Origin of the sequence: Flavobacterium sp. LC2016-12, assembly GCF_015351595.1 — a bacterium.
GTDB lineage: Bacteria > Bacteroidota > Bacteroidia > Flavobacteriales > Flavobacteriaceae > Flavobacterium.
On the sequence record NZ_JADKPT010000001.1, the window covers coordinates 1,022,501 to 1,047,975 of the forward strand.

At 32.4% G+C, this 25,475-nt stretch carries 28 protein-coding genes; 15 read left to right on the top strand and 13 right to left on the bottom strand.

Annotation, left to right across the window (positions count from 1 at the left end; translation table 11 throughout):
• Positions 1-31 precede the first annotated feature (31 nt).
• From IRZ99_RS04230 to IRZ99_RS04245, 4 genes are all read right to left on the bottom strand, one after another.
• Positions 32-628 carry a 3'-5' exonuclease gene (locus IRZ99_RS04230; RefSeq protein ID WP_194656070.1) on the bottom strand — a complete coding sequence of 199 codons (597 nt, stop codon included), beginning with the start codon at positions 626-628 and terminating at the stop codon, positions 32-34.
• Positions 629-631: 3 nt separating this feature from the next.
• A complete protein-coding gene (locus tag IRZ99_RS04235; RefSeq protein ID WP_194656071.1) occupies positions 632-2,548 on the bottom strand; it encodes a DUF294 nucleotidyltransferase-like domain-containing protein in 1,917 nt (638 codons plus the stop codon).
• Between the two features lie 376 nt (positions 2,549-2,924).
• Positions 2,925-3,308, bottom strand: coding sequence for a hypothetical protein (locus IRZ99_RS04240; protein WP_194656072.1), 384 nt, complete (start codon positions 3,306-3,308; stop codon positions 2,925-2,927).
• Positions 3,309-3,402: 94 nt separating this feature from the next.
• Entirely contained in the window at positions 3,403-3,819 is a 417-nt protein-coding gene (locus tag IRZ99_RS04245; RefSeq protein WP_194656073.1) for a hypothetical protein, read from the bottom strand.
• A 142-nt stretch (positions 3,820-3,961) separates the two neighbouring features.
• Between IRZ99_RS04245 and IRZ99_RS04250 the strand changes: the two genes are divergently transcribed.
• The gene (locus tag IRZ99_RS04250) at positions 3,962-5,191 is read left to right on the top strand and encodes a multidrug effflux MFS transporter (protein ID WP_194656074.1); all 1,230 of its coding nucleotides are present in this window, start codon (positions 3,962-3,964) and stop codon (positions 5,189-5,191) included.
• Between the two features lie 157 nt (positions 5,192-5,348).
• Entirely contained in the window at positions 5,349-5,621 is a 273-nt protein-coding gene (locus tag IRZ99_RS04255; protein ID WP_194656075.1) for a DUF4242 domain-containing protein, read from the top strand.
• Between the two features lie 52 nt (positions 5,622-5,673).
• On the opposite strand, the gene IRZ99_RS04260 is transcribed toward IRZ99_RS04255, so the two are convergent.
• The 5 genes from IRZ99_RS04260 to IRZ99_RS04280 all read right to left on the bottom strand — a co-directional run bounded on the left by IRZ99_RS04260 (position 5,674) and on the right by IRZ99_RS04280 (position 11,282).
• Complete coding sequence (locus IRZ99_RS04260) at positions 5,674-6,942, bottom strand: NAD(P)/FAD-dependent oxidoreductase (RefSeq protein ID WP_194656076.1); 1,269 nt, start codon at positions 6,940-6,942, stop codon at positions 5,674-5,676.
• 123 nt (positions 6,943-7,065) lie between these two features.
• Positions 7,066-7,590, bottom strand: coding sequence for a GNAT family N-acetyltransferase (locus IRZ99_RS04265; protein WP_194656077.1), 525 nt, complete (start codon positions 7,588-7,590; stop codon positions 7,066-7,068).
• 76 nt (positions 7,591-7,666) lie between these two features.
• The gene (locus tag IRZ99_RS04270) at positions 7,667-9,001 is read right to left on the bottom strand and encodes a DEAD/DEAH box helicase (RefSeq protein ID WP_194656078.1); all 1,335 of its coding nucleotides are present in this window, start codon (positions 8,999-9,001) and stop codon (positions 7,667-7,669) included.
• 100 nt (positions 9,002-9,101) lie between these two features.
• Positions 9,102-10,640 carry a DEAD/DEAH box helicase gene (locus IRZ99_RS04275; protein ID WP_194656079.1) on the bottom strand — a complete coding sequence of 513 codons (1,539 nt, stop codon included), beginning with the start codon at positions 10,638-10,640 and terminating at the stop codon, positions 9,102-9,104.
• Between the two features lie 108 nt (positions 10,641-10,748).
• The gene (locus tag IRZ99_RS04280) at positions 10,749-11,282 is read right to left on the bottom strand and encodes a DUF6155 family protein (RefSeq protein ID WP_194656080.1); all 534 of its coding nucleotides are present in this window, start codon (positions 11,280-11,282) and stop codon (positions 10,749-10,751) included.
• Positions 11,283-11,384: 102 nt separating this feature from the next.
• On the opposite strand from IRZ99_RS04280, the gene IRZ99_RS04285 reads away from it, so the two are divergent.
• Together IRZ99_RS04285 and IRZ99_RS04290 are read left to right on the top strand one after the other, a co-directional pair.
• Positions 11,385-11,672 carry a DUF3817 domain-containing protein gene (locus tag IRZ99_RS04285; RefSeq protein ID WP_194656081.1) on the top strand — a complete coding sequence of 96 codons (288 nt, stop codon included), beginning with the start codon at positions 11,385-11,387 and terminating at the stop codon, positions 11,670-11,672.
• Entirely contained in the window at positions 11,665-12,921 is a 1,257-nt protein-coding gene (locus tag IRZ99_RS04290; protein ID WP_194656082.1) for a mechanosensitive ion channel family protein, read from the top strand. Before IRZ99_RS04285 ends, IRZ99_RS04290 begins: the two co-directional genes overlap by 8 nt.
• A 165-nt stretch (positions 12,922-13,086) precedes the next feature.
• On the opposite strand, the gene IRZ99_RS04295 is transcribed toward IRZ99_RS04290, so the two are convergent.
• Positions 13,087-13,515, bottom strand: coding sequence for a hypothetical protein (locus tag IRZ99_RS04295; RefSeq protein WP_194656083.1), 429 nt, complete (start codon positions 13,513-13,515; stop codon positions 13,087-13,089).
• A 56-nt stretch (positions 13,516-13,571) separates the two neighbouring features.
• The gene (locus IRZ99_RS04300) at positions 13,572-13,955 is read right to left on the bottom strand and encodes an acyl-CoA thioesterase (protein WP_194656084.1); all 384 of its coding nucleotides are present in this window, start codon (positions 13,953-13,955) and stop codon (positions 13,572-13,574) included.
• Positions 13,956-14,024: 69 nt separating this feature from the next.
• Here IRZ99_RS04300 and IRZ99_RS04305 point away from each other — a divergent pair, with 69 nt between their 5' ends.
• From IRZ99_RS04305 to IRZ99_RS04320, 4 genes are all read left to right on the top strand, one after another.
• A complete protein-coding gene (locus IRZ99_RS04305; RefSeq protein ID WP_026985104.1) occupies positions 14,025-14,432 on the top strand; it encodes a hypothetical protein in 408 nt (135 codons plus the stop codon).
• 30 nt (positions 14,433-14,462) lie between these two features.
• Positions 14,463-15,056, top strand: a complete 594-nt coding sequence (locus tag IRZ99_RS04310; protein ID WP_194656085.1) for an RDD family protein — start codon at positions 14,463-14,465, stop codon at positions 15,054-15,056.
• Positions 15,049-15,624, top strand: coding sequence for a Crp/Fnr family transcriptional regulator (locus IRZ99_RS04315; protein ID WP_194656086.1), 576 nt, complete (start codon positions 15,049-15,051; stop codon positions 15,622-15,624). Before IRZ99_RS04310 ends, IRZ99_RS04315 begins: the two co-directional genes overlap by 8 nt.
• 151 nt (positions 15,625-15,775) lie before the next feature.
• Entirely contained in the window at positions 15,776-16,747 is a 972-nt protein-coding gene (locus IRZ99_RS04320; protein ID WP_194656087.1) for a zinc-binding alcohol dehydrogenase family protein, read from the top strand.
• A 66-nt stretch (positions 16,748-16,813) separates the two neighbouring features.
• Here the strand turns inward: IRZ99_RS04320 and IRZ99_RS04325 are convergent, their stop codons facing one another.
• Positions 16,814-18,556 carry a DUF885 domain-containing protein gene (locus IRZ99_RS04325; RefSeq protein WP_194656088.1) on the bottom strand — a complete coding sequence of 581 codons (1,743 nt, stop codon included), beginning with the start codon at positions 18,554-18,556 and terminating at the stop codon, positions 16,814-16,816.
• A 68-nt stretch (positions 18,557-18,624) separates the two neighbouring features.
• Positions 18,625-20,601 (bottom strand): thiamine pyrophosphate-dependent enzyme, encoded by a 1,977-nt coding sequence (locus IRZ99_RS04330; protein ID WP_194656089.1) that lies wholly within the window; start codon positions 20,599-20,601, stop codon positions 18,625-18,627.
• Positions 20,602-20,775: 174 nt separating this feature from the next.
• Here IRZ99_RS04330 and IRZ99_RS04335 point away from each other — a divergent pair, with 174 nt between their 5' ends.
• The 7 genes from IRZ99_RS04335 (at position 20,776) to IRZ99_RS04365 (ending at position 25,462) form a co-directional block, all read left to right on the top strand.
• Positions 20,776-21,726 (top strand): isopenicillin N synthase family oxygenase, encoded by a 951-nt coding sequence (locus tag IRZ99_RS04335; RefSeq protein ID WP_194656090.1) that lies wholly within the window; start codon positions 20,776-20,778, stop codon positions 21,724-21,726.
• 112 nt (positions 21,727-21,838) lie between these two features.
• A complete protein-coding gene (locus IRZ99_RS04340; RefSeq protein ID WP_194656091.1) occupies positions 21,839-22,171 on the top strand; it encodes a translation initiation factor in 333 nt (110 codons plus the stop codon).
• Positions 22,172-22,269: 98 nt separating this feature from the next.
• Positions 22,270-23,139 (top strand): nucleoside phosphorylase, encoded by an 870-nt coding sequence (locus IRZ99_RS04345; RefSeq protein ID WP_194656092.1) that lies wholly within the window; start codon positions 22,270-22,272, stop codon positions 23,137-23,139.
• An 11-nt stretch (positions 23,140-23,150) separates the two neighbouring features.
• Positions 23,151-23,591 (top strand): DinB family protein, encoded by a 441-nt coding sequence (locus IRZ99_RS04350; protein WP_194656093.1) that lies wholly within the window; start codon positions 23,151-23,153, stop codon positions 23,589-23,591.
• A gap of 3 nt (positions 23,592-23,594) precedes the next feature.
• Entirely contained in the window at positions 23,595-23,987 is a 393-nt protein-coding gene (locus IRZ99_RS04355; protein WP_194656094.1) for a VOC family protein, read from the top strand.
• A 100-nt stretch (positions 23,988-24,087) separates the two neighbouring features.
• Positions 24,088-24,561 (top strand): DUF4265 domain-containing protein, encoded by a 474-nt coding sequence (locus IRZ99_RS04360; RefSeq protein ID WP_194656095.1) that lies wholly within the window; start codon positions 24,088-24,090, stop codon positions 24,559-24,561.
• 49 nt (positions 24,562-24,610) lie between these two features.
• The gene (locus tag IRZ99_RS04365; protein WP_194656096.1) at positions 24,611-25,462 is read left to right on the top strand and encodes a substrate-binding domain-containing protein; all 852 of its coding nucleotides are present in this window, start codon (positions 24,611-24,613) and stop codon (positions 25,460-25,462) included.
• Positions 25,463-25,475: the final 13 nt, after the last annotated feature.

The following is a 25,475-nucleotide window of genomic DNA, read 5'->3' on the forward strand; positions in this document are numbered from 1 at the left end:
CCTCTTAAAACTAAGAGGCATTTTTTATGTTTTATTTTATTCCCAATCTCGATTTTAGTTTTAAAAATAAGAGAGCAATTCGATAAGCATCTTCAGCTGATGAATTTCTATCACTTTTTGGGATTTTATATATTTCGCATAAATCATCAAGCGAAAACTGCTTGTCATTGACATCCATCAGTTTTCTATACATCACATCAACATCTAATGCTTCATTTTTTATTCTGCCACAATCGAGACGTTCTAAAGCTGAATTTAGCATTTCGATATCAAAATTAATGTGATGACCTACTAAAATTGCATTTCCTAAAAAATTTATAAAAGCTTCTAATGCATCAGGTTCCGGCATTTTTATCATTTTACTTTCAATGATAAATTCATTTGAAAGTCCATTGTCCTGCAGGTATTTATATTGCAGTAAAACCGATTCAAAATTATCCTTAATCACGATACCGTCATCAATAACTGAAAATGCTCCTAAAGATAAAATAACATCCTTATCAGGATTTAATCCTGAAGTCTCAGTTGACAAAACCACGAATCGATTGGGTTTCGTCTCAAATTTTGTTAAATAGTCTTTCCAGAAATCCGGATATTCTTTATTAATATTTTTCAGCCAGTCTAGCATATTTTATGAGAATTGGGTAAGTTGAAATTTACTCTTAATTAATTCCTCAAGGTCTTTCATTGGTGTCAAAGCATTTTTCAATTTTTCCTTATCTGTTTTAGACATTTCTCTAAGATTGATGTATTGTCCTGAATCGTCATTTTTCAATCCTTCAACAGTTCTAAATTTAGATAAAGTTAAAAAAGCTTCAGCACAACTTAAATATATTTCAGCATTTTTAGAGTCAGTTATTGCTAACTGCTTGAATCTTAAATAAGTGTTTTTTATTCCTTTAATATTGGCATTCAAAATCAATAAACGTGCTCCATCAATCAAAGGCATTAAAGCACGGGTTTTAATGTCAAATTTTGTTTTATTTGGGCCTTCTTCTTCAACTATGAATTTTTTGAAGAAACTTAATGGAGAATTTCGCTTTAATGCATCGTTTCCTAAGAAGTCAAAGAATAAAGTATTGTTTACAGCATTTTTGAAAATAACATTTTCAATTACTTCTTCAATTTTTGGCTCTCCAAAAACAATTTCGTAATCAAAGAAAATACTACTTAAATCATTGCTGTTTTCACCTGGAGTATTCATCCAGCTGTTGTACTGCTTTGTCCAGTCTGTCAATGATTTACACCATAACATATTGCTTCCCATATGGCCATTTGGACAATACTCATAACCAACTTTTTCTAATATAGCTGTAGCTCTTTTTGCCAGTCTTAAAAAATAATCTTTTGTTTCTCTGTATTTATCAGGAGTAACATCTTCAAAAATTAAAATACTATCCTGATCTGTTAATAGAAGCTGTTCTTTACGACCTTGACTACCAATGCTTAACCATGCAAATCGAGCAGGAGGTGAGCCTAAGTCTAAAATTGATAATTCAACGGCACGTTTAATGATAGCCAGGTTAATTTCGCTGGCGATATTACTAATATGTGAAATTGGAATATTTTTCTGAATCGAATTCTGAATCAAATCAGACAGACGATCACGTATTTGTTTTAAGTCTTTAGGAAGCTGAGAACGTTTGATTTCTTTAATCAAAACGCCAGGGTTACTGGCCTGAGCGACAATTAGATCGTGCTCAGAAATAATTCCTTTAACAGCAGATTTATTTGTACCATCTTTAGTAACACACAAATGCGTTACATTATGTTTTAGCATTAATAACTGTGCTTCTGCAAGAGATACGTTTTCAATTACGGTAACGACAGGTGAAGACATAATTTTATCAATTGTCTCTGTAATAGGATAGCGTCCTGTGGCAATTTTTGATGATAAATCTGTAGCAGTAACAATTCCAATTGGTTTGTTTTTCTCGCATACAATGATGTTATCAACCATTGCTTCAGTCATTAAAATAGCAACATCTTTTACAACATGATTGGCTTCAGTTGTTAAAGGCGAGTTATTATAGGTCAGAGATTGAATATATTGCATTTCAGATTGCTGATCTACATAAAAGGAAGTATCAGAAATCACTTTTCCGTTTGTATTTACACTATCTTTTGTGTGTCTTGAATTTATAGCAAAACTTTCCAGTAAAAAATTCAAAACATCTGAATTATTGGCTACAAAAGGTCTGAAAACAGCGATCGGAATAGCATATATAATACTTTCTTCACGTGCTTTCGCAGTCATCATATAGTTATTTTTGGCAAAAAACGGTCTTAACCCAAAAATATCTCCCTCATGACACTTATTGATAATTGTTTCTTCGGCATCAGCGATTGTGGTTAAATTTATGACACCAGATGCCACAACATAAAAACTATCATGAAGTACGTCGTTGTTTTGAAACAAAACAGTATGCTTTTCTAAATTAATGACTCTGATATTGGTTGCAATATCAGATAATTCCTGAAAAGTCAAATTATCAAATGGCGGGTATTCTTTTAAAAAATCGGCAATATGCTCAGCAATTGTATTCATACGTTTGATAATTTTTTTAAAGTATCGAATGTAAAAATAATAAAATAAAGTCTTACAATGAAAGCATCTTTAACAGAATGTAATTATTTTAAAGAAATGTTAAATTTTATGGTTATACAAGCTTTAAAATGATTTTTTATTGATTAATTTCTTTATTCTTTAACTTTCGTTTTGTTTTAAATATTTTAAAAACAACTGATTATTAAATTTCAATAGAAGTGACTGCACTTTAATTTTTTTATTTATCGCATTCTCATAAAACAAGCAGCCATGAAATAGTTTAAGAAGAACCATTATGTGGTAGAAGCAAGTTTCAAAATATTCTATTTTACATAATATAAATTATAGGTCAAAAAAACATAATTCAAAAGTTGCCTTATTCGTACAACTTTGTCATAATTGTTTCATCTGGCACTAAATCAGAACCACCTCCTTTATTGAATTGCATAACATTTTCATTTACATATAGTACGGCGTTTGTTGCTTGACCGTTTGAAGCCTTAATTTTTATCTGAGCTTTCTCGCCAAGTACATATACATATCCGGTAATATCCATAACGCCAGAATTCAATTCTGCGTTGTCACTTGTAACTTCTGCGGTTCCCACAATTTTGTAGTTAGATTGCGCTATAGTCATTTTAAAAATATATTTTTTGCTACAGTCCTTACAATTTTCATTGCTCCAGGTTCCTGTAAAGCGATTTGTTTGTGCATACGTTGTAAAAGAAACAAATACTAAGAATAAAATTAATTTTTTCATTTAAAGAAAATTTGACATTTAAAATTGTGAGTCAAATATAAATAAAAATGCATCCGTTAAAGCGGATGCATTTTTTTATCATTGAAATTATAATTTATAGTTTCTTCAAATAAACTGATTTACCATTTAAGGAAACTTCAATTTCATTGTTTTTATCAGAAAATGTTGTTCTGAGAACATTTCCTTTGAAAAGTTGAACGTCTCCAAAAACTTTTCCGGTTTCATCAGAAACATATTCAAATAGCAATTTTTTATTACCTGGTTCAATACCAATTTTATAACTTGAAAATTTTGTTCCTTTCAAATCAAATTGCTGTTGAGAATCAATAATTTTTCCGTCAGCATAAAAATTTGTGATTGTTTTGTTTAAAGTGATATCCGGATAATACTGATTAACTTTTGTAAGCAAAGCGTATTGTTCTACATTTGCATCTTCTTGTTTAGATGTAATTGTTTGTGCAAATGAAATTGTTGTAAAAATAAGCGCCAATAGTAAAGTGAATTTTTTCATAGTTAAAAATTTATAGTTAAAGTTTCAAAACATTTTTGAAATCTTACATAATAACCACTTTTAGTAAAAAATGGTTGTTGTATTTAACAAGATAGTAAATATTAATTGATATTTTAAATTAAAAAGCAAGTTTTTTAAAAAAATGACAACAAAAAAATACATTCAACTTATACTTATTTTAGGTTCATTAACCGCTCTTGGTCCCTTTTCTATAGATATGTATTTACCTGGTTTTTCAGGTATTGCTAAGGATTTGCACACTACTGTAGCTAAAGTATCGATGACTTTATCAAGTTATTTTATTGGAATTTCAGCCGGACAATTGCTTTACGGGCCTTTATTAGATCGTTTTGGACGAAAAAGACCTTTATTTATTGGTTTAATAGTTTATATTTTAGCTTCTTTTGGCTGTATCTACGTTAATAATATTGATACTTTCATTTTATTGCGTTTTATTCAGGCTATTGGAAGCTGTGCAGCAACTGTAGCATCAGTAGCAATGGTTCGTGATTTGTTCCCTGTAAAAGATATTCCAAAAGTGTTTTCTTTATTAATGTTGGTTCTAGGGCTTTCGCCGATGCTGGCGCCAACAATTGGAGGTTACGTAACAGAAGATTTTGGCTGGCATATTGTATTCCTTATATTAATGTGCATGGGAATTGCAATTTTAATTGCTTCACAAGTTGGTTTACCTAATTCTTATAAGCCGGATACTTCGATTTCACTAAAGCCAAAACCAATTATTTCGAACTTTATGAAAGTGCTAAAAGAGCCTCAGTTTTATACCTATGCATTTACAGGTTCTATAGCATTTTCGGGTTTATTTACCTACGTAGCGGCCTCTCCTATCATTTTTATGGATATTTATCATGTCGATGCCAAAACATACGGATGGATTTTTGCGTTTATGTCAGTGAGTTTTATAGGCTCAAGCCAATTAAACTCAGTTTTATTAAAAAAATTTTCCAGTGAGCAGATGATTATGGCAGCTTTGATTTCACAATCCGTAATTAGTATTGTTTTCCTAATACTTTCAGTGAATAATCTTTTAGGACTGTACGAAACTATTGTAATGTTATTTTTATTTTTAGGTTGTTTGGGAATCTCAAATCCAAATACTGCTGGGCTTACAATGGCACCTTTTGCTAAAAATGCCGGAAGTGCTTCTGCTTTGATGGGTGCAATTCAATTAGGTTTAGGCGCATTGGCTTCTTTTGCTGTTGGAATTTTTGTGAAAGATTCAGTTGCTCCAATGGTTCTTATTATGACTGTAACGACTTTAATTGCACTTGTTGTTTTGCAGATTGGAAAACGTTTTATAAAAGAACAGGTGGCAGTTGATAGCGAGAATGAAATTTCTGTTGGGCATTAATATTTTCGATTGTTTAAAGCGCTGTTTTTAAGTGTTTTAATATTCTTTATTTCGTAATTTTACAAGGCTTAAAATTAAATGGAATCCAGAAACCATTTTGAAAAACGGGGCGAAACCGAAAAGCCACACGAGTAGGAAAAATAAACCGTTAATTATTATGCCTAAATATGTAATTGAAAGGGAAATCCCAAATGCCGGTAAACTTACATCTGATCAATTAAAAGATATTTCACAAACCTCATGTGGGGTACTTAATCAACTGGGAACTCAAATTCAATGGGTAAACAGTTATGTTACAAACGATAAAATCTACTGTGTATACATTGCACCAAATGAAGAAATGGTTTATGAACATGCTAAATTAGGTGGTTTTCCCGCCAATTCAGTTAGTGAGGTTTTTGGTATTATTGATCCAACGACCGCAGAATAAATTAAAAAAGCCAGAATTTAATTCTGGCTTTTTTATGTAATTTAGACTTGTCTTATTCGAGTTGTTGCTTTTTGTCCGGTCTGATAATCATTCTAAGAGATTGATCTCTTGCAAAATAAGCCACCATCCAATTCCAAAAAGTATTTAATCTGTTTCTATAAGTAATCAAAGAAATTAAATGGATAAATAACCAAATTACCCAGGCAATAAAGCCTTTGAAATGCCATTTTGGACTTGGCAGATCAACAACAGCTTGATTTTTTCCTATAATTGCCATGGAGCCTTTGTCTTTGTATGCGAATGGTTTCAAAGGTTTGTTTTGAACCATTGCCTTAAAGTTTTTTGCTAAATTTAATCCTTGCTGAATGGCAACCTGAGCAACCTGCGGGTGTCCATCAGGGAATTTGGTATCTCCAGCTAAAATAGCAGTATCACCAATAGCGTAAATATTCTGAAAACCGTTTACTTTATTATATTGATCAGTTGCCATACGCCTTCCACGACCATAACTTTCTTTTGGAATTCCGTCAAAAAGTTTAGCAGAAACTCCGGCAGCCCAAATTAAATTTTTTGTTTTGATGGTTTCTCCATTTTCAAAAAATACAGTATCGTCGACGTAATCTGTAACGCGGGTATTCAATTTTACTACAACACCTAATTTTGTAAGCGCCTCTAAAGTATCTTTTTGAGAAGCTTCACTCATAGGAGAGAGTAGTGCATCTCCCCCATCGACCAAATAAACATTACTTGCAGAGGTCTCTAATTCAGGATATTCTTTCAATAGAATATTTTTACGCATTTCAGCAAACATCCCGGAAACTTCTACACCTGTTGGTCCTCCACCTGCAACGACAATCGTTAGTAATTTACGGCGTTTGCGTATGTCTTTGGTAATTGCTGCTTTTTCAAGGTTTTTTAGCAATGCATTACGCATTTCGATGGCATCATTTAAGGTTTTCATCGGAATAGCATTCTTCATTACGTTTTCCATTCCAAAATAGCTTGTTTCAGCTCCTGTGGCGAAAACCAAATGATCATAGGTTAATTCACCATTACTAAGAATTATTTTGTTTTCTTCCGGAACAACAGAAAGTAATTCACCCAAACGAAATTGTAGATTTTTTTTACCTGCAAAAAATTTTCTGAAAGGATAACTAATACTAGAGGGTTCAAGGAAAGCCGTTGCAACCTGATATATAAGTGGTGGGAAAAAATTATAATTATTTTTGTCTACAAGTGTTACTTGTATTTGAGGTTGGTTTACAAGTTCTTTTGCAAGATTGATTCCGGCAAAACCACCTCCTATAATGACTATTTTCATATATGTTGTCTATTAAGTAGGATTCATGAATAAAACTATGCTGCTTTAGCAGTTCTATAAATTTAACATTATAATTCTACATATAAAACCCTATTTTGAGTTTTCTTTTAAATTCTTGTAGAATTAATTTGCTAATTTAAGTTTCATCATGATGTCTGTTTGCTCGTCATTTCCTAATTTAAAAATGTGTTTGTCAAATTCAACAAAACCATTCTTTCTATAAAAACTTAATGCTCGCAAATTTTCTTCCCAAACACCCAACCACACATATTCAGTGTTTTTTTGTCTGGCAATCTCTATTGCTTTGTCGTAAAGTAATTGGCCTACTTTTTTACCGTGAAATTCTTTTGAAACATAGATTCGTTCAATTTCCAGGGCTTTGTTGTCTTTTAATTCGGTTTGAGAATCTCCGAAGTTTACTTTTAGATAACCAATTACGTTATTGTCAAGAGTTGCAAAATAAAATTCTGAATCTTTATTATTTAGTTCCGAAGTTAGTTTTTCAGATGAAAACTTTTCCGCCAGATAAGTTTTCATATTTTCCTCAGAATTTGAGTCCGAAAAAGTATCCTGAAAAGTTTGCCTGCCGATTTTTTGCAATTGAACAAGCTCGTGTATTGTTATTCTTTTTACTTCAATATCTGCCATTATAATTTTGCTTTTAAAGAGTGTTACTACTCCATAAAATTACAATATTAATAAGGAAAATGAGTAACTGTGATTGCTACTTTTTGAATTTTTTAACAGGTTTTTCAGCTACTTCAACTTTGTTTTGTAAAACGTAATTAGCCATTAGTTTCTCTATCAATTCATCTTTAGTAAGATGATGAAAAACTGTTTTTACTTTTGTTTTTAAATCAGCTGAAATGTCGTGATTAGGTTTTGTTTTGAAGATTTGTTTTGCCCATAAAAGCGTATTGTTTTCTTCTAAACTGATAACAGATGGTTTTTGGAATTTAATGAATTTAATTCCTAATTCTTTTTCAAATTCCGGAATTTCAATTACTTCTTCCTCTTGCAAAACGGTTAATGAAAGCCCCTTCGCCCCTGCCCTTGCCGTTCTTCCGCTACGGTGAACATAAGTTTCATAAGTATCAGGCAAATGGTAATTGACAACATAAGAGATTTCTTTTACGTCAATTCCTCTGGCTGCCAAATCAGTAGCTACTAAAATATTAATATGTCCTTCACGAAATTGCTCCATAATTCTGTCACGAATTCCTTGTGATAAACTACCATGCAATGCTCCCGAAGAAAAACGATTTATTGCCAGATTTTTGGCTAATTTATTAACTGCAGCTTTGGTTTTGCAGAAGATGATTCCGCGTTCTCCTTCTTTTGAGTTTAGAAAGTGCATTAAAACATCTAATTTTTCAATAGGGTCAACTACAATATATTCGTGATCAATTCCTTGGTTACCAACAGTCTCCATATTGGCACTAACCTGAACTACATTTTTATTTAAGTAATTCTGAATCAATTGTTTGATTGTTCCAGGTAAAGTTGCAGAAAACAATAAAGTGCGGTGTTTTTTAGGAAGTTCAACAACAATTTCGTCCAAACTTTCTTTTAGGATGGAAACCATTTCATCGGCTTCGTCCAGAACTAAATATTCAGTTTGTTTTAGATCAATTGCTTTGCGCTGAATCAGGTCAATTAAACGTCCTGGTGTAGCCACAACAATTTGTGTTGGCTGTGTTAGGCGTTCAATTTGTGGTTTTATTGGGATTCCACCACAAGTTGAAGCTATAGAGATATTTGGAATATGTTTTCCAAAATCTTCTAAATTTCTAAATATTTGTTGTCCAAGTTCTCTGGTTGGAACTAAAATTACAGCCTGAACTGTTGCGATTTCAGTATTAACTAACTGTAATAATGGTAATCCAAAAGCAGCTGTTTTCCCAGTTCCGGTTTTAGCTAAACCAACAACATCATGACTTTCAGATAAAAGCAATGGAATTGTTTTTTGTTGAATTTCTGTTGGTTCAACAATATTTAATTCGCCTAAAGCTTTTAAAATTGGTGCTGAAACTCCTAATGCTGAGAATTGTTTAGACATGTTTTGATTTTTGTTTATTTTTTGTTTCAAGTTTCAGGTTTCAAGTTAAATGCAGATTCCAACAAACTTGAAACCTGAAACTTTTTTAACCTCTTCCAGATCAATCCGGCTCGTTCATGATTTTTTCACGGTATTTTTTACCGATCAATAAGATCATATTCTTTTTATAATCCTCCACCAGCCATTCGCGGTAGTTTTTACTGCATTGGCTCAAACATTTTGCATAGCGTTTGATACGGCATTCGATATCGTCATCCAGTTCTTTTCCGAGTGCTTTTGCTTCCTGTAATGTTTCTGTATTATCTACACACATTGAAGCGTGTTGTTCTAATGATTTGTCTAATACTACTTTAGAACGTAAATTCTGTTTGATGATTAATTTATGTTCTTCATCAACATCAAAAGTAACATCTGCAGTTTTACTGAATTTTGCTCTTAATTCCGGTGGCATACTGTATTTGAAATACAATTCGATTTCAGTATCATCACGTAGATTTTCTAAATAAAATTCAGGTGATTTAAAGATATGCTGCCAGTTTACCGGCTCACTCCATAAACCAAAACGTGCGGCATTATTACCTAGATCGATTACTGTAAACTCGTCTTTACCAGGTAATTTACGAGATCCACGACCAATCATTTGGTAGTATAAAGTTAACGATTTTGTGGCTCTGTTTAAGATAATAGTCTCAACAGTTGGTTCATCAAAACCGGTAGTCAAAATTCCAACAGATGTTAAAATCGCATCCGGAGTCTTTTTGAACCATGCCAAAATATCTTTACGTTCTTCAGAACTACTTGTGTTATCAAGGTGTCTGATATCGTAACCAGCTTCTCTAAACGTTTCATATACATATAATGAAGTATGAATACCGTTATTGAAAATCAAAGTCTTTTTACCTAAAGAACGCTCTGTATAAGCATGCAAAAGTTTCTCCTGCATGATAGTATTGGTATATAAATCATCAGATGATTTTACGGTATAATCTCCGTTGATACCTACTTTTAATGAAGTCAAACCTACATCATAGCTATACGTTGTAGCGCGTGCAAGAAATCCTTTGTCAATTAATGAACTAATAGTGTCACCCACAATAAGTTCATCATAACTCTGGTGCATTGGTAATTTTATATTTGAACTCAAAGGTGTTGCTGTTACTCCAAGAATAAAAGCGTTTTTGAATGAGTTTAATAATTTTCTAAATGAATTGTAATGTGCCTCATCAATAATGACCAAACCAATATTATCAAGATGTAATTTCTCATCATTGATACGGTTTTTTAAAGTTTCAACCATCGCCACAAAACAAGAATAATCGTTTTGATCAGGTAATTCTTTTACTTTACTATTGATTATTTTGTTGCTAACACCAAACCCTTTAAGCATTTTTGAGGTTTGCTTACAAAGTTCGATACGGTGTGTTAAGACAACCACTTTTTTATCGTTATTAGCTAAATAACGACGAACGATTTCGGAAAAAATTACTGTTTTTCCACCACCTGTAGGTAATTGATACAATAAATGATGTTGAGCTGGAGCATTATCTAAACGTTCAAAAATGGCATCAATATCGCCTTTTTGGTATGCATAAAGTTCTTTTTTCTCTTCTCTTTCTATTTCTAAAGTGTTTTGAGACATTGTTTATTTTTGGATTTTTGCAAAAATACACCTAAAAAACAGTTATTCATCTTATTTTAACCTAAAATAAATGATTTTTTTAAATAAGATTTTTTATGAGAAGTGTTTTTATATGTCAATTTTGTCCAAAATTGCCTCAAAATCATACTTGTTTTTCCATTTTTGTTGAATAGTTTGCTGTTGAATTTCTAAAATCCTTGTTTTAAATTCAGATAGAACTCCACTAGAAATTATAAAATTTACAGCTTGCTCAAAAGAATTAAACATGCTTTTGTAAAATAATTCCTGCTTTATAAAATTTCCTGAAGAAAACGTTTGCGCTATTTCGATATTATACAACATCAAATCGGCAATAATAAAAGGATCTACTCCTAACACAATAAAATGTTTGATCATTTTCTGGGCAACAGAACGACGCATTTTGGCTTTCGGACGCCATTTTGCATTCGGTTTTTTGATTGGGAAATATTCATGAGAGATCTTTGTTTTACTTTCCTGTAAAAGTTTGTCTTCTTTTGGATTAAAAACAAAATCATAAAAGGTTTTTACCTGAATAAATTTCTCGTATAATTCGATAATTTGTTCTTCGAGTTGTTCCTTATTTAATTCTGCTAAATATTTTTTTAAATCGCGCTTACTCATTATCAAAGTTTAAGAATACAAAAATAAATAGTTTCCGGATTCATATCGCAAAAACCAACCATAATACTTAATTTTGCTCGTATAAATTCAAAAAATAGATACATGCTCAAGATTTTCAAAGTTACTGCAATTTTAGAAGGAATCTCCTATTTAGTTTTATTCGCAAACATGCTTATTATTAAAAACAACAATCCAGAACTTTATCATACCGTATTGCGTCCGTTAGGAATGACACATGGTGTTTTGTTTATTGGTTATATTATATTGGCATTTTTATTGAAAAAATCTCAAAACTGGGATTTAAAAACCTTTGGGATTATTTTGATAGCCTCTCTTATTCCGTTTGGAACTTTCTACATTGAGAAAAAATATCTAGAAAATAATGCATAAGCCTTTGGATAAAATATTTAACTTTTTATATCCGCTTTTTAGAGATTGGGGAATGAGCCGCAACTTTGCCTCTTACATCAGCCTAATCTTTAATATTGCCATTATGGTGGCATTGGCATACGCCATTTATTATGTTGCAAAATTTGTTTTAGTTACATTGACCGCCATTTTTGCGCAAAAAACTAAAACAAAGTTTGATGATTATTTAATTCACAATAAAACCACAAAATACACGGCGTATTTAATTCCGTTCTTTTTTATTTATAAAGCTGTTCCAATAATTCTGGACCGTTACGAATATTGGGAAACCCTTTTTGGAAAAATAGTGGGTATTTATATAGTTTTGATCAGTTTATGGATTATCAGAACGATTTTTAATGCCTTACGTGATTATCTAAAGCAAAAACCAGAATATAGCGACAAACCAATTGACAGTTTTGTTCAGGTTATTATGATTGTGCTTTGGATTTTTGGGGTTGCGATGATTATTTCGACTTTATTCGGAATCAAAAAAGGCGAATTACTTACTATTTTAGGAACACTTTCCGCTATTATTATCTTGATTTTCAGAGATACTATTTTAGGATTTGTTTCGAGTGTTCAGGTTGCGATTAACGATATGGTTCGTATTGGTGACTGGATTACGATGGATAAATTTGGTGCCGATGGAGATGTAATCGAAATTAATCTAACAACGGTAAAAGTTCGAAATTTTGACAATACGATTACCACGATTCCAACGTATGCCTTGAGTTCAGACTCATTTCAAAACTGGCGCGGTATGCAAAAATCTGATGGAAGACGTATTAAAAGACATGTTTTAATTAAAAGCAGCAGCATTCGTTTTCTGAATGATGAAGATTTGAATCAGATGAAAAAAGTGCAGCTGATTAGTACTTATATTGAAAGCAGACAAGCTGAAATTGAAAAATACAACGATTTACGTGGTGTTGACAAAACGCTGGCGCTAAACGGTCGTAATATGACTAATTTGGGTTTGTTCCGAAAATATATAATACAATATTTGATCACACATCCTGGATTAAATAAAGACATGCATATGATGTGCCGGCAGTTACAATCTACTGCACATGGTGTTCCTTTAGAGATTTATGCGTTTTCAAGTGATAAACGCTGGGCTAACTACGAATATATCATGGCCGATATTTTTGATCATATAATGGCTTCTGTAGAATATTTTGATTTGGAAATATTCGAATTGCCTTCGAAGATTGGAAGATTAGATTAAAGGTTATTTTGTTTCAAGTTTCAGGTTTCAGGTTGTTTGCCTTTGAGCATAACTTAACTGCAAAGTTTGGCTTGCAAACTTTGCAGTTAAGTACATTCCTACAACTTGAAACGTGACACGAGGCTTTAGCCGAATTAGCGAAGCAAACAAAGAAAACTTGAAACTTTATTTCTCCATCTTTTCAAAAACATACTCAGAGTTGTTGTATTCTATAGGAACTTCAGGAAGAAAAAGCGGAAGATTAAAGTAAGTTCCGATGACACCTTTTCCGAGAATCAGTTTGTTATCCTTTTGCAATAAAGCGATTGGAGTTCTTTTCCAGCTTCCTCCATTTGAGATAAAATGAAAATCGCCTCTAAGTGTGTCTCCATGCATATCCCCTCTTACATCGCCTGAATCTTTTCCGATTTTATGATATAGTATTTCATAACGTCCGTAAAATCTTTTATCGTTGATTTTGATGTCTAAAATCGCGGTGTCTTTTCCATTCACGGCACGATACAAAACACGATTGTATTTGTCTTTTTTTTCTTTAGAATTGCAAGAGATTAAAAGGGTAAATAGAATAGAAACGACTATAAAATTTTTAAGCATTCTTATTTTTTTATGTTTAGTTAAAATTAACGTATATCGTATGGTGGAGAAAAAAATTACAAACGATCTTTTACAAATTCAATTTGGGTTTTTCCGTGGGCTTTAGGTTTTCCATCTCCATCTAAATTAACCATTGTTGTGTGGTCAATTGTGATGATGATTTCACGCGTCATCATATTTCTTACTGCGCATTTTAAAACCAGTGATGTATTTCCGAATTTAACCACATCAATTCCAATTTCAACAATGTCACCCTGACGTGCAGAGCTTTTAAAATTGATTTCCGACATGTATTTGGTAACGACTCTGGTATTTTCCAACTGAATGATGGTGTATAATGCCAGTTCTTCATCAATCCACGCTAATAGTTTTCCACCAAATAAAGTTCCGTTTGGATTTAAATCTTCGGGTTTAACCCACTTTCTGGTATGAAATCGCATAATTTTAATTTATAAGAGTAAAAATAGATTTTTTTATATTGGAATTTTTTCTAAATTTAAAGAAAAAACATGGCAGATAGAGACACTTTTTTAAGAGAATTCAGAGGAGAAACTTTAGGAACTGTAAGTGCTCAATCTTCAGCAGATGAGTTGTTTCAAAATCAGACGATTAGGCCTATTTTAAAACTGCAAAATGATTTGTTTATTGCGGTGTTTATCAACTACGTAAATAAAAACAAGGCCGATTTCTATTCCTACACCGTCGAAAAGAAACTCCAGGTCATAGAAAATTCCATTCAAAAAGATATAAAGTTCAGAAATTCTTTAAAAGGAATTGTAATGGCGCTTTTTACAATTGAAGAATATGAAACTTACATTCAGAATTCTTCAAGTTTAAACAAAAGAATGATGAATTTGTTGATTGACCGATTGAAAAGCCAGGTGCAATTGTTTGAATTGGAATCGAATTCGAATTAGATTTATATTGTTTAAATAAATTGATCAAGCATGGAGAACAACTTTACCAAGGTAATGTCTATCAAAACAGAAGAAGAATTAATTAAAATTGTCACAGTAAATCGTACCAAATATCAAGAATTGGCAATTGACGCTGCAGAAAAAGAAATTGAATTAAGGAAAATTGATACTTCTACGTTTGAAACGTTAACTGCAAAAGTTGAAACCGAAGACCAAATCATCAAAAAAATTGAAAACAATACAGTTAAATCGCGAATACGATTTGTAAACTTCACAATTGATTTTGTTGTGGTTTTTATTCTTTATTTCATGATTGAACCAGTCTTAGAAGCCTTTTTACCATTAACAAGCAGAGCGGAATTATCAATCTTCAGAATTGGTTTTTTAATCATTTTTATTTCCCTTTATTATATTCCATTCGAATATAAAACTCAAAAAACTTTGGGGAAAATTATAACAAAAACGAAGGTTGTTACTTTAGAAGGAAATAAACCAGAGCTTATAGATATTGTGAGCAGAACATTTTGCAGACTTATTCCTTTTGATAGATTTTCATTTTTCTATTCGCGAAATGGTTTTCATGATGCTATTTCAAGAACCAAAGTTATAAAAGATAATGTTTGATCAATTCCGAAATAAATTTCCTCTAAAAGATTCTAAATGGATCGAATACACAAACCATTTCAAACGTCTTGAAGTTCCTTCCAAAACGATACTTTTAGAAGAAGGTGAAATTTCAAAAAGGCTTTTTATAATCGAAAAAGGCTGTATACGGGTTTGGTTTAATAATAACGGAAAAGATTTAACGACACAGTTTTTCTTCGAAAATCAAAGCGTGGCTTCTATTGAAAGTTTCATGAAAAAATTACCCAGTCCGGTCGCGATTGAAACCATCGAAGCGTCTGTTATTTGGTGGATTTCTAAAAGTGATCTGGATAAAATTTTAGAAGAAATAAAAGAAATTCCAGAATTAAGAGATCGTTTTATTAATATGCTTTTCGAACGAACATTTGATTATATGAAACATTTTGTTTCTTTTATAAAAGACTCTCCTACCCAGCGTTATCTTAATTTAATTGAAGAAAGACCTCAGGTTCTTCAGCGAGTGCCACAACATTATATTGCTTCCTATCTCGGAGTAAGCACTGTTCATTTAAGCCGAATTAAAAGTCAATCGCTTCACGCAAAATAATTGAATTTTACTAAATAACTTATATGATAAATTATAAGCCAAGTTTAAATGAGCTTATATAACTTATATGGTGGAAAATTTCATTTGATAACAAATGTTATCGTCAGCGCATAAATGGGATTCTAACTTTGCATCATAAAATTAAATAATTATGAAAGCAGCAGTAGTTTATAAAAGAGGCGAATCGCCCAAATATGCAGAATTTGTAGAACCAATTCCACAGAATGAAAATCAAATTTCACTTTCGGTCAAAGCCGTAGCCATTACTAATTTAGATAAAGGTAAAGCAAGCGGAAAGCATTATTCTTCATATAATCACAATGAAAATGGATTTGTTGTTAGCAGTGATGCAGTAGGTTTATTAGAAAACGGAACCAGAGTTTACGCTCGAGGAATTACCGGTACAATGGCTGAAAAAACAATTATTGATAAAAATATTTTGGTGCCATTACCAGAAGGAATTAGCAATACGATAGCGGCCGCAATGCCAAATGCAGTAGCAGGCTCTGCGATGGCGCTTAAATTCAGGGCAGGAATAAGACCAGGAGAAATTGTTTTGATAAACGGAGGAGCTGGTTTTACAGGACAAATGGCGATTCAGATTGCGAAACATTACGGAGCAAAAAAAATAATTGTTACTGCAAGAAATGAAAAGACATTTCAAAGGCTATTAGAATTAGGCGCTGACGAAATTATTTCCTTAAAGCAAGATGAAGAGACCATTATAAATCAGCTAAAAGAAATTCATCAAAATAAACCAATTGATATTGTTTTGGATTATTTGTGGGGAAATACAGCAGAATTAATCCTTTCTGTATTAAAAGGAAATGGTTCTTTTACTCATAAAACTAGATATGTAAATGTTGGAAGTATAGCAGGAGATTCTATCCAATTGTCAGCAGGAATCTTAAGAAGTGTTGATCTTCAATTATCAGGCTCTGGTTTAGGAAGCTGGTCAAAAGAAGAAGTGAAATTATTGTTTTCAGAAATACTTCCGGAAATGTTTCTTTTAGCTACTCAAAACAAAATCAAAGTAAATATCGAAGAAGTTGACTTAAAAGATATTGAACAAATGTGGAATGCAGAAGTTTCGCACGGAAAACGTTTAGTTGTAAAAATTTAGTAAAGAAAAAAGGTTTGATAAGATCGTAATCTTGTCAAACCTTTTCTTTATAATATCTTAGAAAATTTATTCCTTTGAAAGCATCAATTCTTTAATATATTTTACCGGAGCACTTCCAAAACTTAGGAATTTTTCGTGAAATTGTTTCAAATTGAATTTATCTCCTTCTTTTTTCTTAAGCTCTTCTCTTAAGTTGTAAATTTCGGTATATCCTGTAAAATAAGAACACAATTGTACTTGAGATAAAGTTACGCGTTTCCACTTTCCTTCTGCCTCTGCTTGTTGCTGAAAGGCTTCTCTTGTAAGTAATCTCATAGCCTCTTCCTTAGACATCTCTTTTGTGTGTACACTATTATCCAATATAGTGTTGCAGGTTGTTCTTAAATTCCATTTATAATACATCAACCACATTTCATCAGAGTTTTTGTAACCGCTCTCCAACATCATTTTTTCAGCATAAACAGCCCATCCTTCTACCATAGCGCCATTTCCTAAAATAGATTTGATAATACTTGGTGATTGATTGCTGTAAACCAATTGTGTATAATGTCCGGGAATGGCTTCGTGAATGTTTAAAATTTGAAGAATATAATCGTTGTATTCACGTAAGTAACTTTCAGCATTTTCAGCCGTCCAGCCCGACATGCTTCCAACATTGTAATACGTGTTGGCATTTTTATCATAAGGCCCCGGAGCCGAAATCGAAGCACCGGCAACACCTGCCATATAAGCCGGTTCTTTACGAACTACTAACGGTTTAGATGGATCTATGTATAATAAATCTTTGGCTTTAACATATGCTGTTAACTCTGGAATTTGTTTTTCAATTTCTGATTGGAATTTCTCAGGAGTGGTGTGCTGCAATGAAATTTTATCAATTACCTGTATGATTAAATCCAGTTTATCTGCTGGTTTTGGTGCGTTTCCTTTGTACTTTTCCCAAAGTTTATCTGCCAAAACAAACATTTTATCGTGTAAATCATTTTTATGATCAACGGCAATTTTATAGATTTCGTCAGCAGTATAACTAGACTGAATGTCAAAATTAAATTTTTTGGCATACAAATCAGATCCTAATCTAAAAGAACGAGGTGTTTTGTTTGATAAATTTTGCAACCATTCCGCATAATCTTTGATCGCTTTTATTGAAACTTTTGCTTTGTCCTTTATTTCCTTTTTCTCAGTGGCACTCAATTTACTTTGTTCCAAAGCTGAATTTAAATCGGTTTCGAAAACTGTAGAGCCTCCAATGTTTTGTGCAATGGCAAGATCTGTATGTTCAATTGTTGGGTTTTTAATATTCTTTTTTGCAGCTTCATAATAAGCCGGAATATTATTCATTTTGATATTAAAAGCATGAAGACGAACTTCAGGGGTTTCATAATTGCCGTTTAAAATTTCGGCAAAATAACCACAAACATTATAACTGGAAGGATCCCACTCACCTGATTTTAATTCTGTAATACTGAAAATATCACTTTCGAGTTCATTTTTAATCAAATGAAAATCGGTTTTGTTGTTATCTGATAATTCATCAATATTGAATTTTTTTAAAGAATCTAATTGAGCATTGACAAAATCAAGCACTATTTTTTTTTGATTGCCATCCGGTATAGTCAAAACACTATCAAGTTTGTGATAACCAGCACTTGAAGCCCAATTTGGACTAATTTTCCACAGACTGGTAACAAAACCATCTTTGTAACGGTCAAACTTTTGGTCTAAAGCCTTATCCGTGATGTTTTTGTTGCTTTTATTACATGAAAAAAGTAATGAAATAGCAAAAATAGAAACAAACAGTTTTTTCATAAGTTAAGTTATTTATGCTTTAAAGATAAAAAAAATGTTCTTTCTGCAAAGCAATAAGTTTTTTCTAATTAATATTTCAATAAATCAAGTAAAACTTCTTCAAAACGATATTTAGGCAAAAACTGATCTTCCAATGCTTTTGTAAACGGAATTGGTGAATCTAAACTGGCTACTCTTTTTACCGGTGCATCCAGATATTCAAAACATTCCTCCATAATTAATGCAGAAATATCGCTCGCAATTCCACCAAACATAGTATCTTCCTGATAAATAATTACTTTTCCGGTCTTTTTTACTGAAGCAAAAATAGTTTCGGTATCTAAAGGTTGAAGTGTTCTTAAATCAATTAAATCAGCATCGATTTCAGGATTTTTTTCTAAGGTTTCTAATGCCCAGTGCACAGGAGCTCCAAAAGCAATAATAGTTACTTTACTTCCTTCTTTTAAAACAGCTGCTTTTCCTAATGGAATGGTGTAATAATCTGTTGGAACATCCTGATAAACGCTTCTGTATAGTTGCTTATGTTCAAAAAATAAAACCGGATTAGGATCATTTATTGAGCTATTTAATAAGCCTTTTGCGTCGTAAGGAAAAGCCGGATAAACTACTTTTAAGCCTGGAGTTTTGGTGAACCAGGCTTCGTTTGTCTGAGAATGAAAAGGTCCTGCTTGCGTACCACCACCACAAGGCATACGAACCACGACATCAGCTTTTTCGCCCCAACGATAATGTGATTTTGCCAGTAAATTAACAATCGGATTAAAACCTGTTGAAACAAAATCAGCAAACTGCATTTCTACAATTGCTTTGTAACCGTTAATTGATAATCCCATTCCTGCCGAAACTACGGCACTTTCACAAATTGGAGTATTGCGAACTCTGTCCTTTCCAAAAAACTCAACAAAACCATCTGTTATTTTAAACGCACCTCCATATTCGGCAATATCCTGCCCCATAATAATCAGGTTTTTGTGCTTTTGCATGGATTGCTCCAAACTATTTCTTATTGCGTCAATAAATCGAATGTTTTTAGTTTCTGATGAAGGGTTAACTTCTTCATAAATAAAATGTTTGTAGATATCATCTAATTCTCCACTATAAGTTGGTGTAATCTCAGGTTCAGCATTTGAGATAGCTAAATTTTTATCAATTTCCTGCTTGATTTCATCATGAAGCTGCTCATCAAATTCAGCTGTTAAAACCCCAATTTTAGTCAAATAATCGCGGTAATTTGTCACCGGATCTTTTACAGCCCATTCGTCCATTAATTCCTGAGGGACATATTTGGTACCACTTGCTTCTTCATGCCCACGCATTCTAAAAGTTTTAAATTCTAATAAAACAGGATGCGGATCATTTTGCATTTGTTCTTTTAACTCTGAAAGTTTATTATAAACTTCCAGAATATTATTTCCATCAATAATATGACTTTCCATACCATAACCAATTCCTTTATCAGCAAGGTTGGTACAACTATATTGCTCATTTGTTGGCGTTGAAAGACCGTAACCGTTATTTTCAATAATAAACATGACAGGTAATTTCCATACTGCAGCAATATTTAAGGCTTCGTGAAAATCGCCTTCGCTGGTAGCGCCTTCACCCGTAAAAACAGCGGTTATTTTTTTATTATTTTGAAGTTTATTTGCAAGGGCGATTCCGTCTGCGACTCCTAATTGCGGACCCAAATGCGAAATCATTCCTATAATTTTATATTCCTGTGTGCCAAAGTGAAAACTGCGATCCCTTCCTTTTGTAAAACCATCTGCCTTGCCCTGCCATTGAGAAAATAAGCGGTGTAGAGGAATATCTCGTGTAGTGAAAACACCTAAATTCCGGTGCATTGGCAAAACATATTCGGACTCATCTAATACAGACGTCACTCCCACTGCAATTGCTTCCTGTCCTATTCCGGAGAACCATTTAGATACTTTTCCCTGGCGAATAAGGATTAACATCTTTTCTTCGATCAAACGGGGTTTAAGAAGCTTTTTGTATAATTCCAATAATTTTGCGTCGGTAAGGTCTTGTCTGTAAAAGATCATAATTGGGGTTTGTTTTTTAGTCTTTCAAATATAGAAATATATAACAATTTTATTTGTTATTGTTATATATTTTTTATTTTAATACAACTTTTAAAATTCAATTCTAAAATATTCTCTACCTTTGTTATTGAAAGGTTTTATGACACCTTTCTTCTTAAAATAAAAATGTAAAGTATGCAAAACATTCCTAGTGTAGACTTACGTGATTTCCTTTCGGACGACCCGAAACGTAAACAAAAATTTGTAAATGAAATCGGCAGTGCATTTGAAAACATTGGCTTCGTAGCCCTAAAAGGTCATTTTCTTGACGACCAGTTAGTAGACGAGCTTTATAGCGAAATTAGAAAATTTTTCGCTTTGCCAGTAGAAACTAAGCATAATTATGAAATTCCCGGTATTGGCGGACAAAGAGGTTATGTGTCTTTTGGAAAAGAACATGCTAAAGGCCGTAAAGAAGGAGATTTGAAAGAATTTTGGCATTTTGGTCAGTATGTTGACAAAGATTCAAAATATGCTTCGGAATATCCAGAAAATGTTGAAGTAAAAGAATTACCACGTTTTAATGTTGTTGGTAAAGATGCGTATCAAATGCTTGAAAAAACAGGTGTTTACGTATTAAGAGCTTTAGCTTTACATTTAGGTTTAGACGAGTTTTATTTTGATCAATTTGCAAAAGATGGAAACTCAATTTTAAGACCAATTCATTATCCTCCAATTACTTCTGAGCCAGAAAATGCGATTCGCGCGGCTGCTCACGGTGATATTAACCTGATTACACTCTTAATGGGTGCTCAGGGAAAAGGACTTCAGGTTCAAAATCATGATGGAGAATGGATTGACGCGATCGCAGCAGATGACGAATTAGTAATTAATGTTGGAGATATGTTGTCAAGACATACAAACAACAAACTAAAATCAACAATTCACCAGGTTGTAAACCCGCCGAGAGAATTATGGGGAACATCTCGTTTTTCTGTACCATTTTTTATGCATCCTGTGAGTGATATGCGCTTAGATTGTTTAGAAAACTGCATTGATGCTGAAAACCCTAAGAAATTTGAAGATATTACAGCTGGAGATTATTTATACGAACGATTAGTAGATTTAGGTTTAATTAAAAAGTAAACTTATTAAATTTCAATATTAAAATTCCAAATTCCAATTCAACTTGGAGTTTGGAATTTGGTTTTTATGAACTATATTTATTGGAATTTATTTTTTTTTAGAATAAAAATTTATGGACTTACAAGATCAATTAAAAAACTTATTTCCGGATCACATTGAATCTAATGAACCTGAAGAAATTCAGGAACAAGAACATGTTTTATATGTTCAAAAGGAACCAATGATTTGCAAATTTGAGAAAAGAAAAGGAAAAGCAACCACCATAATTGAAGGTTACGAAGGATCTGATGAAGATTTTAAAATCCTGGCCAAAGAAATTAAAACCAAACTAAGTGTTGGTGGAACTTTTAAAGATGATTCAATCATCATTCAAGGAGATTATCGTGACAAAATCATGGCGATTTTAAAAGAAAAAGGCTTTAAAACAAAAAGAGTTGGAGGGTAAAAATGTTTTTTTAGTTTCATGTTTCAAGTTTCAAGTTGTGCGTGAAGTTAGAAAACCTTAGAACCTTAGCCACTCAGAACCTCAGAACCTTAAAAAAAATGATAAAACAATCAGAATTAATACTAAATCCAGACGGAAGTGTTTACCACTTAAACCTTCGTCCTGAACATATTGCAAACGATATAATTTTTGTGGGAGACCAAAATCGAGTAGAAAAAATCACTCAGTTTTTTGATACTATTGAATTTTCAACGCAAAAAAGGGAGTTTAAAACGCAAACAGGAACTTATAAAGGAAAACGAATTTCTGTAATGTCTACCGGAATTGGCCCTGACAATATTGATATTGTTTTAAACGAATTAGATGCTTTGGTTAACATCAATTTAGAAACGCGTCAGCCAAAAGAAAATTTGACTTCACTGAATATCATTAGAATAGGAACTTCAGGTTCTTTGCATGCTGATATTCCCGTAGATAGTTTTGTCATGTCAAAATTCGGATTGGGATTAGACAATATGCTTCGCTCCTATTTAATTGACGATGTTTCTCAGGATGCATTGGAAGATGCTTTTATAATGCATACCAATTGGGATATCCGAAAAGGAAGACCTTACGCTATTCCTTGTTCTGAAACATTAGAAAAAATTATTGAATCTGATAAAATATTTAAAGGAATTACTGCAACTGCCGGCGGATTTTATGGTCCACAAGGACGCGTATTGCGCTTGAATATTCAGGATGAGGAATTAAACAATAAAATGGATAATTTCAATTTTGACGATCAAAGAATTACTAATTTAGAGATGGAAACAGCTGCAATTTATGGACTTTCTGCACTTTTAGGGCATAATGCGCTATCTTTAAATGCTATTATTGCCAATCGTGCTTCAGGAACCTTTAGTGAAGATCCGTACAAAGCGGTAGATGCGCTTATTGCTTATACATTGAATAAACTTGCTCAGAAGTAATTAGATAATTTATGAAAGATTCAATTATTAAATTTGATCAGTTGCTGAATGAAAATTCAGAATATTTCCCAACGATTGATTCTGTTATATTGGAAGAAAGAAAGCCTGGAAAATGGTCCAAAAAAGAAGTTTTGGGACATTTAATCGATTCTGCAATTCATAATTTAGTTCGTTTTACAGAAATCAATTATGTAGCAAAACCTTATCGTCACAGGCCTTATAATCAAATTGATTTAGTAAAGTTAAATCAATATCAGACAAAGGACATTAACGAACTCAATCAATTATGGCTATCGTTAAACAAGCAAATCATTCGAATTATGAAATCTGTTGACGAAAAAGCTTTAGATTATAAAATTATCCTAAGCGATGAATCTGTTATTGATTTAAGATTTCTAATGACAGATTACGTTGAACATTTAGAACATCATATTAATCAAATTAGATCCTAAATTATGTTTTTAAGAGTTGCACGACATACCAATGATTTAGAGAGAATCGAAAATTTTTATGTTGATATTCTCGGTTTTGAACGGTTAGGTGGTTTTCAGAATCACAATAATTACGATGGTGTTTTTATTGGAAAATCAGGTTTGGATTGGCATTTTGAATTTACACAATCAGATTCAAAAGCCAAACATACTTTTGATGAAGAAGATGTAATTGTGCTTTATCCGAAAACTATTTCAGATTATAATGAATTGAAAAATAAACTTGTACGTAATAATATCTCAACTATAGCTGCAATTAATCCTTTTTGGAATGAAAACGGAAAAATGTTTCAGGATCCTGATGGATATCGAATTGTTATATCGCCGTTGAAGGCAATTATTGACGAGATCAATTAGATAAAACTAAATTAGATAATTAGTCAATTTGAAAATTAGATAATTATTATCATCACTCAAAAATATTTAGAGATGAGCTTAAAAAAGTATAACTAAAATAATGGCAGAAACGCATAAAAAAATCCTATTTAGATACTATAGCGATTTATTAGAAGATACGGTTGTAGAAACCATGTGGGGAGAAATAATTGATTTAGAAAAGGGATATTTTAAATTAGATAATATTCCGTTTTTTGGACCTTTGATTGCAACAGATGACATTTTTTTTGCAGAATTTGATGAAGATGAACAGACTTTGGTTTACAGAGAAACTATTGAAATTTCCGGAAACTCAATTGTTCAGGTTGTAATTTTAGAAAAAGGTTTTGACAAGGAAATCATTAGAGAGAAACTCAAAGAAGTTAATTGCGAATCTGAAGGTATGAATGAGACTCTTTTTGCGGTCGAAATAACTCGCGAAGTTGATTATTTTGTTGTAAAAAGTATTTTGAATGAATATGTAGAACTTTCGGTAATAGATTTTGCAGAACCTTGTCTTTCAGAAAAACACAGAGCAGATTTATTAAAAAACTAAACAAACTTAAAATACGCATACCAAACAACTTAACTTAAACTTAAACTAAATGAAAACTGTAAAAATTGTAGGTGTTCCCGAACACTTCAATTTGCCATGGCAACTATGCATTGAAAATGGCGAATTTGAAGCAGAAAATATTGATTTACAATGGAAGAATATCCCTGAAGGTACAGGTAAAATGTGTCAGATGTTGCGTGATGGTGAAGCTGATATTGCCGTTATTTTGACAGAAGGAATTGTAAAAGATATTGTTGCAGGAAACCCAAGTAAAATTGTTCAGATTTATGTACAATCTCCTTTGATTTGGGGGATTCATGTTGCTGAAAAATCAGACTTTCATTCGGTTAAAGATCTTAAAGGCAAAAAAGTAGCGATTTCGAGATTAGGTTCAGGTTCACAACTAATGGCGTATGTAAATGCACATGAACAAGGTTGGGAAACGGATGATTTACAATTTGAAATTATAAATACAATTGATGGTGCCGTTGATGCTTTAACAAACGGAACAGCCGATTATTTTATGTGGGAACGTTTTATGACGAAACCACTTGTTGATAAAGGTGTTTTTAGACGTGTAGGCGACTGCCCTACTCCATGGCCATCATTTGTGATTACCGTTCGCGATGAGTTTTTAAAAAAGAATCCAAAAATCGTGGAGAAAATACTTGAAATCATCAATAAAACAACGCACGATTTTGCGCAGATTCCTGATATTGATAAAACTCTGGCCGATCTTTTCAATCAAAAAGTTGAAGATATTCAGGAATGGCTAAAGTTGACACAATGGTCTCAAAAACATTTAAGTGAAAAAGCATTCGATAAAATTCAAAATCAATTATTTGATCTGGGAATTATTGATAAAAAAAGTACTTTTGTTGAAACGGTAAAAGCGCTGTAAAAACTGCTTTTAA

What these genes read in the sequence shown, in the direction of transcription:
- IRZ99_RS04280 (WP_194656080.1), bottom strand. Translation starts at nt 11,282, where the DNA reads ATGAGTAAGCGCGATTTAAAAAAATATTTAGCAGAATTAAATAAGGAA.
- IRZ99_RS04275 (WP_194656079.1), bottom strand. Translation starts at nt 10,640, where the DNA reads ATGTCTCAAAACACTTTAGAAATAGAAAGAGAAGAGAAAAAAGAACTT.
- IRZ99_RS04365 (WP_194656096.1), top strand. Translation starts at nt 24,611, where the DNA reads ATGAAAACTGTAAAAATTGTAGGTGTTCCCGAACACTTCAATTTGCCA.
- IRZ99_RS04310 (WP_194656085.1), top strand. Translation starts at nt 14,463, where the DNA reads ATGGAGAACAACTTTACCAAGGTAATGTCTATCAAAACAGAAGAAGAA.
- IRZ99_RS04350 (WP_194656093.1), top strand. Translation starts at nt 23,151, where the DNA reads ATGAAAGATTCAATTATTAAATTTGATCAGTTGCTGAATGAAAATTCA.
- IRZ99_RS04305 (WP_026985104.1), top strand. Translation starts at nt 14,025, where the DNA reads ATGGCAGATAGAGACACTTTTTTAAGAGAATTCAGAGGAGAAACTTTA.
- IRZ99_RS04320 (WP_194656087.1), top strand. Translation starts at nt 15,776, where the DNA reads ATGAAAGCAGCAGTAGTTTATAAAAGAGGCGAATCGCCCAAATATGCA.
- IRZ99_RS04355 (WP_194656094.1), top strand. Translation starts at nt 23,595, where the DNA reads ATGTTTTTAAGAGTTGCACGACATACCAATGATTTAGAGAGAATCGAA.
- IRZ99_RS04270 (WP_194656078.1), bottom strand. Translation starts at nt 9,001, where the DNA reads ATGTCTAAACAATTCTCAGCATTAGGAGTTTCAGCACCAATTTTAAAA.
- IRZ99_RS04335 (WP_194656090.1), top strand. Translation starts at nt 20,776, where the DNA reads ATGCAAAACATTCCTAGTGTAGACTTACGTGATTTCCTTTCGGACGAC.
- IRZ99_RS04340 (WP_194656091.1), top strand. Translation starts at nt 21,839, where the DNA reads ATGGACTTACAAGATCAATTAAAAAACTTATTTCCGGATCACATTGAA.
- IRZ99_RS04235 (WP_194656071.1), bottom strand. Translation starts at nt 2,548, where the DNA reads ATGAATACAATTGCTGAGCATATTGCCGATTTTTTAAAAGAATACCCG.
- IRZ99_RS04360 (WP_194656095.1), top strand. Translation starts at nt 24,088, where the DNA reads ATGGCAGAAACGCATAAAAAAATCCTATTTAGATACTATAGCGATTTA.
- IRZ99_RS04240 (WP_194656072.1), bottom strand. Translation starts at nt 3,308, where the DNA reads ATGAAAAAATTAATTTTATTCTTAGTATTTGTTTCTTTTACAACGTAT.
- IRZ99_RS04330 (WP_194656089.1), bottom strand. Translation starts at nt 20,601, where the DNA reads ATGATCTTTTACAGACAAGACCTTACCGACGCAAAATTATTGGAATTA.
- IRZ99_RS04345 (WP_194656092.1), top strand. Translation starts at nt 22,270, where the DNA reads ATGATAAAACAATCAGAATTAATACTAAATCCAGACGGAAGTGTTTAC.
- IRZ99_RS04245 (WP_194656073.1), bottom strand. Translation starts at nt 3,819, where the DNA reads ATGAAAAAATTCACTTTACTATTGGCGCTTATTTTTACAACAATTTCA.
- IRZ99_RS04325 (WP_194656088.1), bottom strand. Translation starts at nt 18,556, where the DNA reads ATGAAAAAACTGTTTGTTTCTATTTTTGCTATTTCATTACTTTTTTCA.
- IRZ99_RS04260 (WP_194656076.1), bottom strand. Translation starts at nt 6,942, where the DNA reads ATGAAAATAGTCATTATAGGAGGTGGTTTTGCCGGAATCAATCTTGCA.
- IRZ99_RS04315 (WP_194656086.1), top strand. Translation starts at nt 15,049, where the DNA reads ATGTTTGATCAATTCCGAAATAAATTTCCTCTAAAAGATTCTAAATGG.
- IRZ99_RS04250 (WP_194656074.1), top strand. Translation starts at nt 3,962, where the DNA reads ATGACAACAAAAAAATACATTCAACTTATACTTATTTTAGGTTCATTA.
- IRZ99_RS04290 (WP_194656082.1), top strand. Translation starts at nt 11,665, where the DNA reads ATGCATAAGCCTTTGGATAAAATATTTAACTTTTTATATCCGCTTTTT.
- IRZ99_RS04230 (WP_194656070.1), bottom strand. Translation starts at nt 628, where the DNA reads ATGCTAGACTGGCTGAAAAATATTAATAAAGAATATCCGGATTTCTGG.
- IRZ99_RS04285 (WP_194656081.1), top strand. Translation starts at nt 11,385, where the DNA reads ATGCTCAAGATTTTCAAAGTTACTGCAATTTTAGAAGGAATCTCCTAT.
- IRZ99_RS04300 (WP_194656084.1), bottom strand. Translation starts at nt 13,955, where the DNA reads ATGCGATTTCATACCAGAAAGTGGGTTAAACCCGAAGATTTAAATCCA.
- IRZ99_RS04265 (WP_194656077.1), bottom strand. Translation starts at nt 7,590, where the DNA reads ATGGCAGATATTGAAGTAAAAAGAATAACAATACACGAGCTTGTTCAA.
- IRZ99_RS04255 (WP_194656075.1), top strand. Translation starts at nt 5,349, where the DNA reads ATGCCTAAATATGTAATTGAAAGGGAAATCCCAAATGCCGGTAAACTT.
- IRZ99_RS04295 (WP_194656083.1), bottom strand. Translation starts at nt 13,515, where the DNA reads ATGCTTAAAAATTTTATAGTCGTTTCTATTCTATTTACCCTTTTAATC.